The sequence below is a fragment of the Nostoc sp. LPT genome (genome assembly GCF_017115165.1).
Taxonomy (GTDB): Bacteria; Cyanobacteriota; Cyanobacteriia; order Cyanobacteriales; family Nostocaceae; genus Nostoc.
On the sequence record NZ_JABXKF010000114.1, the window covers coordinates 1 to 16,528 of the forward strand.

A 16,528-nucleotide genomic window follows, 5' to 3' on the forward strand; every position below is an offset into this window, starting at 1 on the left:
TGCTGAGTAGAAACCCAGTTAAATCAAGGCTTTTAGCAATCAATATTGTCCTAACCTCTGTGGCTACGGCTATATTATAGTTATCTTTTGGCGTTGCATAATTGAAGTATGAATTCAAGCTTGAGGCGATCGCATGATTCATACTTTGATTCAGCAACGCCTATCTTTTGAATAGGATACAAGCAAATCATGGGACATGGTACGATCTACCTAGTACCTATCAGTAAATTACCGTTAGGGTTAAGAGTAGTTCTGTACCAATCCCGATTAGGAATTGAAATAATTCAGATATGGCTACTGACAATACACTTAGCAAAAAACGGATTCGACTCAGAATTCCTAAAGATTATCACCAGGAACCTGTTATTTCTCGCCTGGTGTCTGACTATGGACTGATTGTGAATATCACGGCAGCGATTTTGGGAGCCAATGCTGTTGGAGATGGTTGGTTTGACCTTGAACTACAAGGAACAGATGCACAAATTCAAAGCGGATTAACTTATCTTTCCGATTTGGAATTGGAAGTCTGGGATGATACTAAAACAAATGATTGGTAAGGGTTATAGCAACACAAACAGTTTACTTACAGCAGTTTGCAAGCAAATGAAGTACAAAATGCAGAACTCACGCATCAGATATAAATAGTTTCTACCTCTGCCTCCTGCCGACGCTCTCTACGAGACGCTGCGCGTAGCTTGCAACTCTTACAGAGTAAGCGGACTCGCTACCGCTGCGCTATCCTGCCTCCTGCCTCTAAACCCGCAAATCCCCGACTTCGTAAAAGTTGTCGGGGATCTTGTTTCTCATCAATAATTCAGGATTGCTGTAGTGGTTTGTCTACAAAAGAATATACCAAATCCCGTTATCATTTTGATGTAAAATACGGTATCTTCCCTCAAGAAATTCTAGCATTCTTGGAAAATTTTTGTTGATAGTAGGCTGCTGAATATAATCAATAAAGATATAAGGAGGCTTAGATGAATCTAACTCTTCTAGAAGTTTTGTCCATTGCTCAGGCAGAAAATATTCAAGTGCCCAACCACGTATTGATGTTGCCTGAGTCCGATTGGAGAAGTAGTAAATAGATGGATCGCCAGCTACATAAATCTTACCAGGAAGATTTCCTGGTTGGGAGATAAATTCAGCCTCTGAACGAAAAGATGGATATTTTTCTCTAAAAACAGTCTGATATTTAAATCGTGTATCTTCAGCTAAAGCAAAGTTATTATTAACCAGAACAACACTCTTTTTTATAAGAGTGTTCGATAAAGGCAAGAAAAACAAAAATATCAGCAGGATTGTAGTAAATGGGGAACTCAATTTTTTTAAAGACTCCCATAAAACATCTAATCCTTTAGTTGCTAAAATACCTAAAGGTACAAACAATAGTAAATAATGGTATTCCCAAAATGCCCCACGTTGTAGAACAATTACACCCCAAGCAAAAATACACCAAATCACAAGTAGCAAAGTCAATATATTCTTAGACTTACGCAATGACACATCTACTGCAACAGTAGCGGTTAAAAGTAGAGGGTAAAAACGATTTAAGAACCATTTTATTCCTGCAAAAAGCCCACTTGGGTCAAATTGGGAATTAGCAACAATTCGAGGTGGATATAAAAAGAATGTTTGATACAAAATTGGTAAACTATTAAACCAGGCAAAATAGCTAACAATAAATAAAATAGGAAATATAATCCCTATAAAAATTGGAATAAATATTTTTACCAAAACTTTTTGAATTTGCTCTTGCTTTATTAGCACAGAATATATCAAAATAGTTAGCCAAAATGAAATTAATATTAGCAGAAGTATTAATTTAAAAATGAGAACAATTCCACCAATAAAACCTGACAGTAAAAGTAGAAAGAATCTTTGCTTTCCTTCATATTTGAAAGATTGATAAGTCAGCCAAAGACAAATGAACAATGGAAAACTAACCAGTGCTTCCACTTGAGTAAGATGCCAAGGCTGTGAAACAGTATAGTAAACACCAACTGTTAACAAAGGTACTAGACTTGCGATTATCGGGTGCCGAAAATAGCTTTTAAGACTCAACAACAATACTATAGACAGAAACACCATGTAAATAAGTTCAAAGAGATGGATACCAATCTCATTAAAACCAAAGAAAGTTCCCGCTAAAAAGTAAAAGCAAAAAATTCCCGGTTGCTTCACATCCCAAAAATCACGATAGAGTACCTTTCCTTGTTGCATCTCCAAAGCACCTAGCCTAAAAAATGCTTGATCTCCGTCAAATGGAAAAGGCAAATGTATAAGACCAATAATCACAATTGCAATCAAAACTAAAAAGTCAATTTTATTTAATTTACTAATATTAATCATTAACTTTTATAATCAAAAATTAAGTGAATATCCTAGACTGATTAATATCCTAACAGGATAAAGAGCAAGGCAATTTTAGGATATGAACTTAAAGTTTAAAGTTTTTGCGATCGCGTCAATACTGACTTTTCATTTTATTAAAAATTAGCTGAAGTACCAAAAATATTTAAGTAAGTAGGCAGCAATAAATTAAAGTATGTTAAGTAATGTAAAAAACAGATTTTTTCTCTATTTTGAAGGCTAAAGCCTTCAAAGTAGGTCTAGAGCCGCTTAATATAAACTTTTAATGATTAACGCCGTTCTACTTCTTACACTGGAGAAAATAAGTATGAATGAAAACTTTCCTTCTAAGTGGAGCATCTAACGTCGTCCACAGCTTAAGTCTCAAGTTGCACGTGGATCGCTCAAACCGGACTATCTCTTGAAAATATTTTAGACATCATGCTTTTAGAAAAATGTCAACTGTATTAATCTCAAAATTGCCTAAAGAAAATAAGTACAGTTTACGTAAATTTACCATTTTTTTTGTGCTCTTTGTGAAAATCTCTTTTACATTACATTTAGTACATTAAATCGTTTTTCTCAGTTGCTTTCTTAATTGAGAGTTTGGGTTGCTATTCAATTACCGCTTTGCTCCCCGCAACCAAGGAAACGCCCAAAATTACAAATACAACTCCTACAATGCGGGTTGGACTCGCCGCATACTTAGTAAGTCCGAGGGCGCCGTAATGATCGAGGAAAAGTGCTGCGATCATCTGACCTGCGATCGTGAGTGCGAGTGCAAGAGCAGCTCCAATCTTGGGTGTGGCGAAAATGGTTGACCAAACATACAAAGTACCTAAACAGCCACCAATCCACATCCACCAAGAAGTTTGCGAAAGCGAAGTCAAAGCAGGAAGAGGATATCGCGCCAACAAGCAGATGATAAGGGATGCTAACGTACCTGCAAGGTAGGAAATGAATGTTACCTGCATTGGTTGACCTACATAGCGTCGCAGTAGGGTGTTAAGGGCGACCTGAACAGGTAGAATAGCACCGCCAGCAAGTGCCGCTAATAGATAAATCGTGCGTCCATTCATCTTCAAAACTCCCGGTGAACTTATCTTGAAGCTAAGATACTTAATGGCAAGATTATAACAATTATCTTGAAGTTAAGATACTTAATGCTAAGATACCTAGATGAGTGGGTAGCACAATGGAGTTTGATCCAGTCGATAAAATTTTAGCTCAATGGCAGCGAGAGCGTCCTGATTTAGATGTTTCGCCGATGGGAATCATTGGGCGGATGGGGCGGTTAGCCAAGCACTTAGAACGAGCACTCCAAGAGACGTTTTCAGAATTTAGCTTAAATGTTGGAGAATTTGATGTATTGGCTGCGTTACGTCGTTCTGGTCAGCCGTATCAGCTTTCACCAACTGAGTTGTTTAATACACTGATGGTTTCATCCGGTACAATGACGCATCGCATTGATCGCTTAGAGCAAGCTAAACTTGTGAAGCGCATTCCTGATTCAAGCGATCGTCGAGGAACGCTGATTGAGTTAACTGATAATGGCTTTAACGTCATAGAAAAAGCTGTTGAAGCTCATGTTGTGAATGAACGTCGTATCCTTAGTGTTTTAGAAGAATCGGAACGTAAAGCCTTGGCTGATTTGCTTCGTAAGCTTTTAGTTTCGTTTGAGGAGTAGCATTTGAAGCCTATTCATACAGTAGATAATGGACTTTTGCCGTTAGATTATATATAGCCGTAGTCACATAGGTTAGGACAGTGCTGATCACTCAAAGCTTTGACAAAACTGGGTTTTTACTCAGCACTCAGCACTTTGCTATAAGTAGCACTCCAACCCAAAGAGCGCAAAGAATTTGTTTTGCTTCAAAAACGCTGGGTGATAAAGCGCACCTTGGGTTGGCTTGTTTGGTGTCGGCGATTAAACGAAGACTACGAGCTACTTCCTGAAACTGCCAAAACGTTTATTTACCTTGCCATGATTTGGATTATGGTGAGACTATTGGCATAAAATTTTACTCATCATAACTTTTCAAACATCTTCTAAGACTTTGGTTTATAAGTCGAAGCAACGTGTAATTCTTTCAACTGTTTAGCATCTACACTCGAAGGCGCATCTGTTAACAAACAACGTGCTTGTTGTGTCTTTGGAAAAGCAATGACATCCCGAATAGATTCTTCTCCAGCTAGCAACATTACCAAACGATCTAAACCGTAGGCGATGCCACCATGCGGCGGTGTACCATATTCAAATGCTTCTAAGAGAAAGCCAAATTTATTTTGTGCTTCTTCAGGAGATAAACCAATCGCTTCAAACACTTGCTGTTGAATTTCTCGCTGATAAATCCGCAGACTTCCGCCGCCAATTTCTACGCCGTTGAGTACCAAGTCGTAAGCTTGGGCGCGTGCAGTCTTTAAGTCGCTCAAATCATCAAGATGGGGTGCTGTAAACGGGTGGTGTAGTGCTTCTAGGCGCTTTTCGTCAGCATTCCACTCAAACATCGGGAAATCTGTAATCCACAGCAAGTTGATTTTTTCTGGATCGATTAAGCCAAATTCTCTAGCGATCGCTTGTCGTAATCTATCTAAAGTTTTATTAACTGTAGCAGCATCACCACCCCCAAACAATAGCAAATGTCCAGCTTTTGCACCTGTACGGCGCAAAATTTCTTGTTTTTGTTCTTCGCTTAAGTTGTCTTTAATCGCGCCAATAGTATCAATTTCGCCATCATCCCTGACACGGATAAAAGCTAAACCTTTAGCACCGGCTTCACTGGCTTCTTTAAATAAGTCGCCACCTGGTTTAATGCGGACATTAGAAATTACATCGTTCCCGTTGGGAATGGGGAGGATTTTGACGATACCACCATTGGTAACAGTATCCCGAAAGACTTTGAAACTAGAGTCTTTGACAATATTTGAGACATCAACTAATTCCAAACCATAGCGTGTATCTGGTTTATCACTACCGTAGCGTTCCATCCCTTCAGCATAAGTAAGACGGGGGAAAGGGCGCTGTAACTCAATGCCTTTAACTGTTTTGTAGATATGGCAAACTAAATTCTCGTTTAGTTCGATAATTTCTTCTTGGGACATGAAGCTCATTTCCATATCCAACTGCGTGAATTCTGGTTGTCTGTCGGCGCGTAAATCTTCGTCACGAAAGCAACGGGCAATCTGATAATATCTATCTAAACCGGATACCATCAGCAATTGTTTAAATAGCTGGGGTGATTGCGGCAAAGCATACCACTCACCAGGATTGACGCGACTGGGTAGAACGTAATCCCGCGCTCCTTCTGGGGTAGAACGGGTAAGGATTGGGGTTTCGACTTCGATAAAATTTTCCAAATCTTCTAGATAACGACGCATGGCTTTGACAATTTGATGACGCAGTTGCAAATTTTGCGCCATACGTTCGCGTCGTAAATCCAAATAACGATATTTCAGCCGTAAGTCTTCCCGCACTGTTTCGGTGTCAGCTACAGAAACTTGGAAAGGTAACTGTTTGCGAACAGCATTGAGTAGTTCAATTTTATCGGCGTAAATTTCCACCTCGCCTGTGGGGATGCGGGTATTCAACGATTCTTCAGGACGTTGTGTTACCCTACCAGTGATTTCGACAACATATTCATTTCGCAGGGCGTTCGCATATTCGTAAGAAACTGGGGTGCGTTGCGGATCGCTGACGATTTGGACAGTTCCAGAGCGATCGCGTAAATCTAAAAATATTACACCACCATGATCGCGGCGACGGTCTATCCATCCGTAAAAAGTAACAGTTTCTCCAATATGTTCTTTTCGGAGTTCGCCGCAATAGTGAGTTCGCATAAGTCTTAGTTATTGTTTCCGGGCTAGATTGGCAAGAAAATGTCAAAGCCTTCCCATTATCTAGCATCAATAGTAATTGTAGTAGTTCTGGTGAAAGAAAAAATCAAATAATCTCACACTATATTAGAGTTAGATAATTGAGCGATCGCCCAGTGCTGATATTAAGGGACTTCCAAATAAAAAAATGTCCCAAAACTGACGCAAAAACTCTCTTTATTTCTCCTCTCTCTGTGTTCTTTGTGTCTGGAGTGGTAGCCTGCGGCAAGCCCTCCGGGTGACGCTCCTAACGTCGCTAACGCTGCGCTAACAGCAGTCGCTCATGGGGGAAACCCCCATCGCCCTTGGCGTCTCCCCTTGGGAGAAGACCGCGCTGTTTCACTGCTTTGCGTCTACGTTTATTTGGATAATTTATTTCTTGGAAGTCCCTAACGATCTTCCATCACTCTCAGAAAACTGAAACTATGACTAAATCAAGCTTTGAGGCTTTATTTTCTAATATAAATTCAAAAATGTAGCCAAAACCTGGAAAGTGAAGTTTCGTAAGCCTTGCAGTGATTGCTTTCTCCAAGAGTGATGGAAGAGCGCTAATTAAGTGGACGCAGAAGTGTAATTTTGCCCATGCCCGTCTCTTGACTGAGCTGTGCCACGTAGAGATTTCCATTGGTGGGATTCTCAATCAAATCCAATGGACTTGGATTAAAACCAGTGAAACCACTAATACCCGTTTGGGAATTTACAATATCCAAGTTTGCGCCACCTGGTGTTAGCACAATGATGTCTTTCCCGGAACTGAAGCGTGTCACCAGCAGTTTGCCTTGCAGCTGACCACCTAAAACATGACTACGATATTCAATCATGCCATTAGGTGAAAAATGCTCTCCGAAATCGAAGGCAATACCCTTCCAATTCCGGTCAGGTAGAGTACCAATGGGATACTCATTTATCTGAACTGGGTCTGTACTAGCTGTAGGATTTCCTCCATTCAACACCCACTCACAACGCTTCGGATTGGGATGACCGTAATAACCATTTTTAACAACGCGAAACAGAAAGTCTCGCTGCGTGTTTAGACTGCTAAGAGCAGGCACAGATGGAGTAGTATATGTCCCATTAGTAGCCTTATCAATACGGTTTTGACAGGCAAGAGGTAGGGGGATAGGTGTATTTGGCGTATTGCCACCAGCCGCCGAACCATTCGTTGGCACATACAACTGACCATTGGTATGCCAAACCAGATCGTAGCCATTACGTATACCACTAGCAAAGATAGTTACAGGCGCTCCCGGATTAAAGGGGTTATAAGTACCTCCATCCTCCGTCTTAACGCTTAAAGGAGGTGAGGTGATTTTAGACAGGTCAACTCGTAATACAGCAGCAGTTAACAACTGCTCAGGACGATTACTCCAGGCAGTATTTGGTGCGCCTGTACTATTATTACTACCCTGTAACACATACAGCACATTTGGCTCATTGGGCTTAAACTCAATGCTATTGGTTAGATGATCCCGGCTTGATCGTGGTAAATCAACCACATAATCTTTTACTGTCTCTAGATTGGTACCGCTTAAACGAGTAATTTTACCGGTCCACTCTGGTGCATCAACAGTTCCATTCCAGTAGTAGTTATTTGTTACCCAGAGAATTAGGTTGTTAGCATTTGTTGATGAGGGATCAAAGTGCATACCAATGATCGTTCGATTACCACCATTTGCAGTCTGCAATGAGGAAATCGTTTGTGGCGTACCCAGAGTACCATCAGCATTGATTGGGAAACGCAAAATCTCGCCTAGTAAGGTGGCAGCATAGAGTTTATTGTCAGGCCCAATCAATACTGTGGTGTAAGGTTTTAGAGGTACATTCGCTAGTGAGATTTGCTCGAAGGTAATATTGCTTACTGGCTTCACAAAGCTGCCTGTTGTGAAACTGATGCTATAGGGTAAGAATGCAGCACCATTGCTATCTTTAACCCCGTCGGTGATTTGTAACAAATATTTGGTATTGTTCTTGAGACGATTTATCGGAGACACTACAATCACATCTCCGCCACCGGAAGTGTTGTAATTGGTATTGACTTGCGTGTTAGTGCTGCAATCAATCAACTTGATAGTTGAGGCGGAAATAGTATTAACCGCAATCCCACTGTTAGGGAGATTTAGGTCTGCTGTAATCGAGATATCTGGCGACACGTTTGTCTGACCATCATTGGGATTGGTCATTCTGATCGAGGGACGATTACCTGGTGCGATCGCAATATAGTTGAGCTTGGTATTCTCACCACCTTTAGCATCAATTGTGAGCTTGCCGTCAGCAACATTAACAATTCGGGTAGTTGCGGCAAACTTTTTGGTTGCTGTTGGTACAAAGCCAGAAATAGCAGCTGTCCCTTCTATATTAATCTGGTGCTTACTATTTACAGTATTACTAGCATCACCAACGCTAACAGTCACATTGTAGGAACCATTAGATAGGGCATATTCCCAAGCAGCAGGTATCTTGACTGCTGTTTGCGAACTGCCAAGAGGATATTGCAGATGAATCAGTCTATTTAGTCGTTGATCGATGCCACTTTGGTTGCGATCGCGTGTATTGAGTTGGATATCAAGGGGAGTGGGTGTAGTATTGCCTAAGCTATCTTCACGCACCCAACCAAAGCCTCTAGTATCATTGTAGGCTTGACCGATATCTTTAATATACCCAGATGGTACAGGAGCGTTATTTGGTTGAAAAGCAATCCCTTGAACAATTGCTAATACCAGTATTTTGGGTTTGATCTTGTAAATCATAGTATGCGTTGCCCTTGGGTTCGTAGTTGATACGTGAGTAGTCCATTAACATTTGCCAAGTATCTGCAATGATTATTCCTGGCAATCCTTCACTAGCTATAAACGAACGTAATGACCGCAAGTCTTAGGGAACACATTTCTCCAAATTGTATAAAAAGTATTTATTAAATACTTTTTATACATAAATATTGAACTTCTTTTTAAGAGAATTATAAAGGAACTTTCTAATTCCTCAACTTGGCACAGTATGATTACGTAAAAAGCAATAAATCTTTAAAATTATTACCGTAAACCAACCTTTAATTGGTGCTGGCAGAGTTCATTTTCGTATGTACTGTTAATATGCAGTTAATATCACGTTCGCATAATTAGCTATGATTTCCGCGGTCATTCTACCTCAAAGTTAGTTTTTATTAATAAGCTGATGCGCGTCTAGGTTGTACATTTTTGCATTCAGACCGTCTTTACGTCAATTGGTCATCTGTCCTTTGAAATACAAATTGACTAATGACCAATGACAACTCTCACGATTAAATATACAAATTAAATGCGTAACAGCTTACTTCTTTCCTTCTGCCTTCTGCCCTCAGCAAAGCTGCCTTTCTTTGTAATTTACGATCACATAATATTTAATGGGTCTACATCAATAGTTAAACTTACAGACGAAGGACACAGCGATCGCACTTCTTCCCAATCTGGTAACTGTGGTAATGCATCGGGGGCAAATTTAATCAATATCTGCCAGCGATAACGATTAGCTACTCGTAAAATACTCGCTGGTGCTGGGCCCAATATCTCGAATTCTTCTTCTGTACTCAAGGCTGTAGCAATAACTTGCGCCGTATTTTGTACTTGAATCGGGTCAAGACTACTTAAACGCAACAAAATTAGCCGCCCATAGGGAGGATAATTGAGTGCTTGGCGTTGTTCCAATTCAGCTTCAGAGAAAGATTGATAATCGTGCGATCGCACTGCTGCAATTACCTGATGCTCTGTAGTATAAGTCTGCACAATCACTCTACCCGGATCTTCACCTCTACCGGCACGTCCAGCGACTTGAGTCAAGGTTTGAAATGCTCGTTCACTGGCGCGATAATCTGATAAATTTAGTAATCCATCAGCGGCGACAACGCCCACAAGTGTCACCTGTGGTAAATCCAAACCTTTGGTGAGCATTTGCGTACCGACTAATAAATGCGCTTCGCCGTTGGCAAACTGCGTGAGTAGGGTACGATGTGAGCCTTTGTTACGGGTGGTATCGCTATCAAAACGAATATATTTTAAGTCCCGGAACTGTCGCGCTAGTTCTTGCGTGACTCGTTGAGTACCGCTACCGAAAAATTTCAGGTAAGGCGAACTACAGTCAGGGCAAAATTTGGGGTGCGATCGCGCATAGTTACAGTAATGACACCGTAATAATTCCGGCGCTTTTTCTTCAGTATGGTGATACGCCAGCGACACATCACAGTGCGGACATTCCAACACATATCCACAACTGCGGCAAGAGACAAAAGTACTGTGTCCCCGACGATGGATAAATAAAATTCCCTGTTGTTTTCTTTCTTGCAACTCTTGTAAAGCTGTTTGCAGCGATCTACTAAATATAGAACGATTTCCTTGTTGCAACTCTTGCCGCATATCAACTATTTCCACCGGCGGTAAAGGGCGAGAGTTGATGCGCTCGGGGAGGGAGAGATAGTGGGAGGGATAAGGGGGATATTGCTCCCTCATCTCCCCCTGCTCCCCCTGCTCCCTCATCCCTCCGACGCTTACCCAAGTTTCCAACGAAGGCGTAGCGGAACCCAATACCAAGGGGCAATTTTCTAATTCGGCTCGCCACTGGGCGACGGTGCGGGCGTGGTAGGTGGGTATGGGGGAGTCTTGTTTAAAACTGCTATCGTGTTCTTCATCTAAAATAATTAAACCCAAGTTAGGTAAAGGGGCGAAAACGGCGCTACGAGTCCCAATAACAACTTGGGGTTCTCCCGTGAGCATTTGCCGCCAAGTGTCATAACGTTCACCGTCGGAAAGGGCGCTATGATAAACGCTGACTTTATTACCAAAACGGGCGCGAAAACGATCGGTTAGCTGCGGTGTAAGTCCAATTTCTGGCACTAAGACAAGGGCGGATTTACCTTGGTTGAGGAGAGGTGCGATCGCTTGCAAATATACTTCGGTTTTTCCTGAACCTGTCACCCCATGCAATAAAATTTGAGCAAATTCATCTAATGTCTGGATTGTCTCTAAAGCGCTAGCTTGATCCGCATTTAATGACTTTGGTTGATCTTTGGCTAATACTGGGCCTTGTTCCCTTCGCAATACTTCCCGTTCTTCGATGACGATACAGCCCTTTTGTTCTAACCCTTTTAGGGTAGGGGTAGTTGTCTTACAAATCTGTAGGAACTCATTTAGCCACAACTCGCCACCACAATCGCGTAGCACTTTTAAAATTTCTCGCTGACGCTTGTTTAAATCAATATAAGATCCATCGGCAACTAATGTGACTACTGGTTTTGTCTGGGGTTGAGAATATCTAAGTAATTCCACATAACTTTCTGCCCAATTGCGGTCGAGTAATTGCTTCTTTCCATAGTCAAATCCTTGAACCTGGCGCTTGAGGAATTTGAAACTGTAGTCCCCATCAACTTGAGATTGCAGAATTTTGAGAATTTGACGAGCTGCTGTTGAACCAAGGAATTCTACTGCACCATTGGGAATGTTTTCTCGCTTGAGCCGAATGCGATGCTGCGAGCGTCCCAATAATCCAGGTGGCAACGCCATACGTATTACCTGAATCAGTTGTGTGTAGTAATACTGTGATACCCGTTCCAGCAAAATAAAGTAACTATCTCCGATGAAATCCCTCTGAATCACATCTTCTACTTCCCGGATTTTTTCTGGTGCTAAATCTGCTGGGGGTTTTGCCAGGAAACGAATAGCTACTCCTCCCACCTGTTGCGCCCCAAATGGCACACTCAAAATATCCCCTGGTTTTACTTCTAACTTGGCAGGTAATCGATACGTATACAGTTTTTCCCCTTTCTCTAATTCTGTTGAGGCTCCTGGACAGTCTATCAATACCTCAACCCACCGATTCAACGTTGCACCTGACTGATATGATTCACTCGGTTCACTCACCACTAAAGGAGATAAATTTATGTCATTAATATACATACTTGCTGATTTTATAATTAAATATTTTCCTCACATAGCTGGTCAAAATCAACCTAGCTAACTAAACTTTAGTTTTTCGCTTTCTTAAATTTAAATGGTATTTCTCAATACTGTTATTCTTTATAATACTTGATAATTTTCCTCTTATGTAATCTACTAGACAAATTCGTATCAACTATATATGCAATAAATATTTGGTGCCCACTATACAAATAAAAGCATGTCGGCTATTGCTGCAACAGTTACTCTATCTACTAAATATGGAGTAGACTTTTTCCGCCTATCGGTAGATATTCAACCCTTTCTGTATATGAGATGCTTTTATACAAAGTAAGATCAGATCAAAATTAAGCTGCTACTCTTGTAATTTGTATTATCTAGGTAACTTGAAATCAAATCAGGAATGCGTAACCCATTAGTAGGTCTTCCTTTTATACAGTAGACTCCAGATCCTAAGACATTATAAATATTTAGAAAAATAAATATATGAAAGTTTAAGAAAATTGGATGATTAGCTGGAATTTTTATATTTGTTAAGGTTGAGAATGTTTGAGGGGGTTTGACATATTTGATAATTCAGAAAAAAATGAAGAATATATCTGTTGGGAATCTAAGAAAAAAGTTTTGCTGGGTGCTAAGGTCAGTTTCGTTATAGGTTGTATATAACTGTAACCTATAGGTACTAGGTAGATGCCGATTTTTATTTCTGTAGACAAATTAGCATCAGCCTATATTTCGCTATTCTTTACGGGTGCATCGTCCATTAGGGAAAACTACCAAGCCTCAAACGAGTAGGTGTAAATAAATTATGTACCAAACAAAGCAACAATCCCTAAAGGAAAATATGAATATTGTTGAATTGGGAAAAATGGAAATACTGGAGAATGCTGCTGATATCGAAGAACCATCACTCGATAGTTTAAATGCAGTGGCAGAAGAAGAATCTCCAATTGTAGTAGAAAATCTGGAATCAGACGAACGCGATGGAGATGACATGGCGGCGGCTCGTCCTTCGGGATACAACAAAACCGAACATGATGATGCTGTCGGCGCGTTTTTTAAGGAAATGGCGCGTTATCCGCTTTTAAAAGCTGATGAAGAAGTAGAGTTAGCGCGGCGAGTCAGGTTTCTAGAGGAAGTCAGAGAAATACAAGCGGCTTTAGAGTTAAACCTGAAACATGAAGCCAGTAAATTAGAAGTGGCTTCCGAGCTAGGAATGACGGAAAAGCAACTAGAAAATCGTTTGTATCAAGGGAGAGTAGCGAAACGCAAAATGATTCGCTCGAACTTGAGATTGGTAGTTTCTATTGCCAAGCGATATTTAAATCGGGGAGTGCCTTTTCTGGATTTAATCCAAGAAGGAGCTATGGGTTTAAATCGCGCTACAGAAAAATTCGATCCCGATAAAGGATATAAGTTTTCTACTTACGCTTATTGGTGGATTAGACAAGCAATTACCAGAGCGATAGCTAACGATGCGCGAACAATTCGACTACCGATTCATATTGTTGAAAAGCTTAATAAGCTAAAAAAAGCCCAACGAGAACTCAAACAAAAACTCTGTCGTAATCCTACCGAAGGTGAAATGGCAGAATATTTAGAGATTAGTGTGCAACAACTACGCCAGCTACAACAGCTACGGCGACAAGCACTTTCTCTCAACCACCGCGTTGGTAAAGAAGAAGACACGGAATTGATGGATTTGCTAGAAGATGAAGATAACTTGTCTCCTGAAGCAAAAATGAATGAAAACATGATGCGTCAAGAGATTTGGGAAGTCTTAGGTGACGTGTTAACTCCACGAGAGAAAGATGTGATTTCTCTGCGTTATGGTTTGACAACCAGCGAACCATGTACCTTAGAAGAAGTTGGCAATATGTTCAATCTTTCTCGTGAGCGAGTGCGTCAAATTCAAAGCAAAGCCATGCGGAAATTGCGCCGTCCCCACATAGCCAAACGCTTAAAAGGTTGGTTGGTTTAATTACATTGCTCAAGATAGAGATGCAATCTGGAACTTAATTAGCTGTGCAATTCGCAAAAATCGGGCGTTTTGTAGCTTTTTTCGGCTTTTGATTTAGTCAATACTCAAAAAAAATTGCCCAGTTGCCTATAGACTATGGACTATAAACTATGGACTATGGACTAATGACTTCGGGTAGCAATTTGATTGTGCGTTTTGCTGAACCAGCCGATTGCAGCGTACTGTTTAAATTAATTGAAGGGCTTGCAGAATATGAAAAATTATCTCACGCGATCGCTGGCAATGCTCTAGCACTTCAGGAGCATTTATTTGGTTCGCGGAGGTATGTAGAGGCAATATTAGCAGAATCTACGAGTCAAGCTGTTGGTTTTGCACTATTTTTTCACAATTATTCAACATTTCTGACTAAACCAGGAATTTATCTGGAAGATTTATTTGTTTTACCAGAATATCGCAGGCAAGGTATTGGTAAAGCTCTCCTAACTAAAGTAGCTCAGATAGCTGTAGAACGTGATTGTGGGCGATTAGAGTGGAGTGTCTTAGATTGGAATGAGTCAGCCCAAGCATTCTACCGTAGTATGGGAGCATCTATATTAGATGATTGGCGAATTTGTCGCGTTACAGAAGATGTGCTTACTCAATTAGGAACTGTTAAATAAAAAACAAAGGATGAAGTATAAAGGATGAAACAGGACAATTTTCATCTTTAATATTTCATCCTTAAATTTTAATGATTTTTTTTATAATATATATATTCAAAATTACATAAATTTGCATTTTAATCATCAGTATAAATGCACATTTTTGCAAATAAGCAAGCTAGGGTATTTTGTAGAGAAATACCTTCTCGTTACATATCGCTCCCTGCCAACAAACCTAAATCTAAAATCCCCAAGATTCAAAATTAAAAAACTTTATTTAATAAACCAAAGTTTGACAGGTTGTCATTTGACTATGGCAACGGCTCAACTCACAATTATGGAGGATATTGCACCAAACTAAGCCGTTATTGCAGAGAGAACACGAAATGAAAAAAATGATTACAGTCATGCTGTTAGGCATAGCAATCTTCACCTTTGCCTTCAGTCATCCAGCTTTGGCAGCAGATGCTGCTAATGGAGCTAAAGTATTTAGTGCTAATTGTGCCTCTTGTCACGCGGGAGGAAAGAATCTGGTTAAAGCTGACAAAAGCCTGAAAAAGGACGCTTTAGAAAAGTATGGTTTGTACTCAGTAGAGGCGATTATTGCTCAGGTTACAAACGGTAAAAATGCCATGCCCGCCTTCGGCAAACGTTTGAAGCCTGAACAAATTGAAAATGTAGCGGCTTATGTGCTTTCACAAGCAGATAAGGAATGGAAGTAGACTAAAATCTGACTTCAAGAATTAACAATTTGCGGGGCTTTTTGTCCCGCTAATTTTGTTACTGCCGAAATTATCAAATAGGATGCATATACCAATTTTGGATCGAAAGTCTTTACAAAAAGACTGTTCCAAGAATATCAAACAATACTACCTATCCTCATTTGATATTATGAGTAATTTCTGGCAATTATTTTTCAGTATAATTATTGCTTTACCTCTGACTTTTCTAACTTTATCTGCACATTCTTCACCCATTTTAATTACCCAAATTACAGCGAGTAATTTCCTAGAGTTGCGTGTAGATAAGATGCGGCGCGGTGATTATCAGGAAGCAATAGAGAATTTCAACCAGGCGATTGCACTTGAGAAAGATTTGGCTGTTGCTTATAGCGATCGCTGTCTGGCTTATCTCCAATTACAAGATTACCATCAAGCTGTTACAGATTGTACTCAAGCCATAAATTTTGCACCGGATAACTTTGAGGCTTACCTGAACCGGGGAGTAGCACACTACAGACAAGGGGATTATTCAGCTGCCATTGTCGATCATAATCGAGCCGTTGCACTTAAACCCTACGATTTTCGAGCTTACTATAACCGAGGGCTAGCCCGTATTGGCAATGGAAAAGATTCAAAGGCAATTCTTGACTTTAATTTAGCCCTAATTCAGATACCTCGAATAACTAGCTTACTACTTGCAGATATCTATAATGACCGAGGTTTGGCGCATTTTGTCTTGCAAGATACCCAAGCAGCCATGCTCGACTTTAATCTAGCAATTCGTCTTAATGCTAACGATTATAGAGCGTACTTTAACCGGGGTTGTACTTGCGGACGAAACGGAGATGACTTTGGTGCAGTGCGTGATTTTTCCCAAGTCATCAGACTTAACCCCAGTAATGCCCAGGCTTACGTTAATCGGGGAGTAGCTCAGTATCGTTTAGGATATCATTTAGGAGCTATATCTGATTTACAAAAAGCATCTAATACCAATTCTCTAAAAGCTGGCTACAGATAAAGCTACCAAAATATATTGCCTTC

General features: G+C 40.4%; 11 protein-coding genes and 1 pseudogene. 7 read left to right on the forward strand and 5 right to left on the reverse strand.

The window, feature by feature from the left end; genetic code table 11:
- Window positions 1-290: 290 nt before the first annotated feature.
- Window positions 291-557: an NIL domain-containing protein gene (locus HWQ58_RS21735; RefSeq protein WP_292867034.1), complete on the forward strand. Its 267-nt coding sequence runs from the start codon at window positions 291-293 to the stop codon at window positions 555-557.
- Window positions 558-837: 280 nt separating this feature from the next.
- On the opposite strand, the gene HWQ58_RS21740 is transcribed toward HWQ58_RS21735, so the two are convergent.
- Window positions 838-2,349, reverse strand: a complete 1,512-nt coding sequence (locus HWQ58_RS21740; protein ID WP_292867036.1) for a hypothetical protein — start codon at window positions 2,347-2,349, stop codon at window positions 838-840.
- A 614-nt stretch (window positions 2,350-2,963) separates the two neighbouring features.
- Window positions 2,964-3,428 (reverse strand): DMT family transporter, encoded by a 465-nt coding sequence (locus HWQ58_RS21745; RefSeq protein ID WP_292867038.1) that lies wholly within the window; start codon window positions 3,426-3,428, stop codon window positions 2,964-2,966.
- 116 nt (window positions 3,429-3,544) lie between these two features.
- On the opposite strand from HWQ58_RS21745, the gene HWQ58_RS21750 reads away from it, so the two are divergent.
- Both HWQ58_RS21750 and HWQ58_RS21755 read left to right on the forward strand, forming a co-directional pair.
- Entirely contained in the window at window positions 3,545-4,036 is a 492-nt protein-coding gene (locus tag HWQ58_RS21750; RefSeq protein ID WP_292867040.1) for a MarR family transcriptional regulator, read from the forward strand.
- A 177-nt stretch (window positions 4,037-4,213) separates the two neighbouring features.
- Window positions 4,214-4,366 (forward strand): annotated as a pseudogene (locus HWQ58_RS21755) (transposase); the annotation flags it as partial.
- Between the two features lie 32 nt (window positions 4,367-4,398).
- Here HWQ58_RS21755 and aspS read toward each other — a convergent pair.
- The 3 genes from aspS to priA form a co-directional block, all read right to left on the reverse strand.
- Window positions 4,399-6,186: an aspartate--tRNA ligase gene (aspS, locus tag HWQ58_RS21760; RefSeq protein ID WP_292867042.1), complete on the reverse strand. Its 1,788-nt coding sequence runs from the start codon at window positions 6,184-6,186 to the stop codon at window positions 4,399-4,401.
- 584 nt (window positions 6,187-6,770) lie between these two features.
- Window positions 6,771-8,969, reverse strand: coding sequence for an Ig-like domain-containing protein (locus HWQ58_RS21765; RefSeq protein ID WP_292867044.1), 2,199 nt, complete (start codon window positions 8,967-8,969; stop codon window positions 6,771-6,773).
- A 618-nt stretch (window positions 8,970-9,587) separates the two neighbouring features.
- The gene (gene priA, locus HWQ58_RS21770) at window positions 9,588-12,143 is read right to left on the reverse strand and encodes a primosomal protein N' (RefSeq protein WP_292867045.1); all 2,556 of its coding nucleotides are present in this window, start codon (window positions 12,141-12,143) and stop codon (window positions 9,588-9,590) included.
- Window positions 12,144-12,951: 808 nt separating this feature from the next.
- Here priA and HWQ58_RS21775 point away from each other — a divergent pair.
- The 4 genes from HWQ58_RS21775 to HWQ58_RS21790 all read left to right on the forward strand — a co-directional run bounded on the left by HWQ58_RS21775 (window position 12,952) and on the right by HWQ58_RS21790 (window position 16,505).
- Window positions 12,952-14,124: an RpoD/SigA family RNA polymerase sigma factor gene (locus HWQ58_RS21775; RefSeq protein WP_292867047.1), complete on the forward strand. Its 1,173-nt coding sequence runs from the start codon at window positions 12,952-12,954 to the stop codon at window positions 14,122-14,124.
- A 164-nt stretch (window positions 14,125-14,288) separates the two neighbouring features.
- Window positions 14,289-14,783: a GNAT family N-acetyltransferase gene (locus tag HWQ58_RS21780; protein ID WP_292867053.1), complete on the forward strand. Its 495-nt coding sequence runs from the start codon at window positions 14,289-14,291 to the stop codon at window positions 14,781-14,783.
- Between the two features lie 368 nt (window positions 14,784-15,151).
- A complete protein-coding gene (gene petJ, locus HWQ58_RS21785; RefSeq protein WP_292867049.1) occupies window positions 15,152-15,487 on the forward strand; it encodes a cytochrome c6 PetJ in 336 nt (111 codons plus the stop codon).
- A gap of 169 nt (window positions 15,488-15,656) precedes the next feature.
- Window positions 15,657-16,505 carry a tetratricopeptide repeat protein gene (locus tag HWQ58_RS21790; RefSeq protein ID WP_292867051.1) on the forward strand — a complete coding sequence of 283 codons (849 nt, stop codon included), beginning with the start codon at window positions 15,657-15,659 and terminating at the stop codon, window positions 16,503-16,505.
- The last annotated feature ends 23 nt before the right edge of the window (window positions 16,506-16,528 follow it).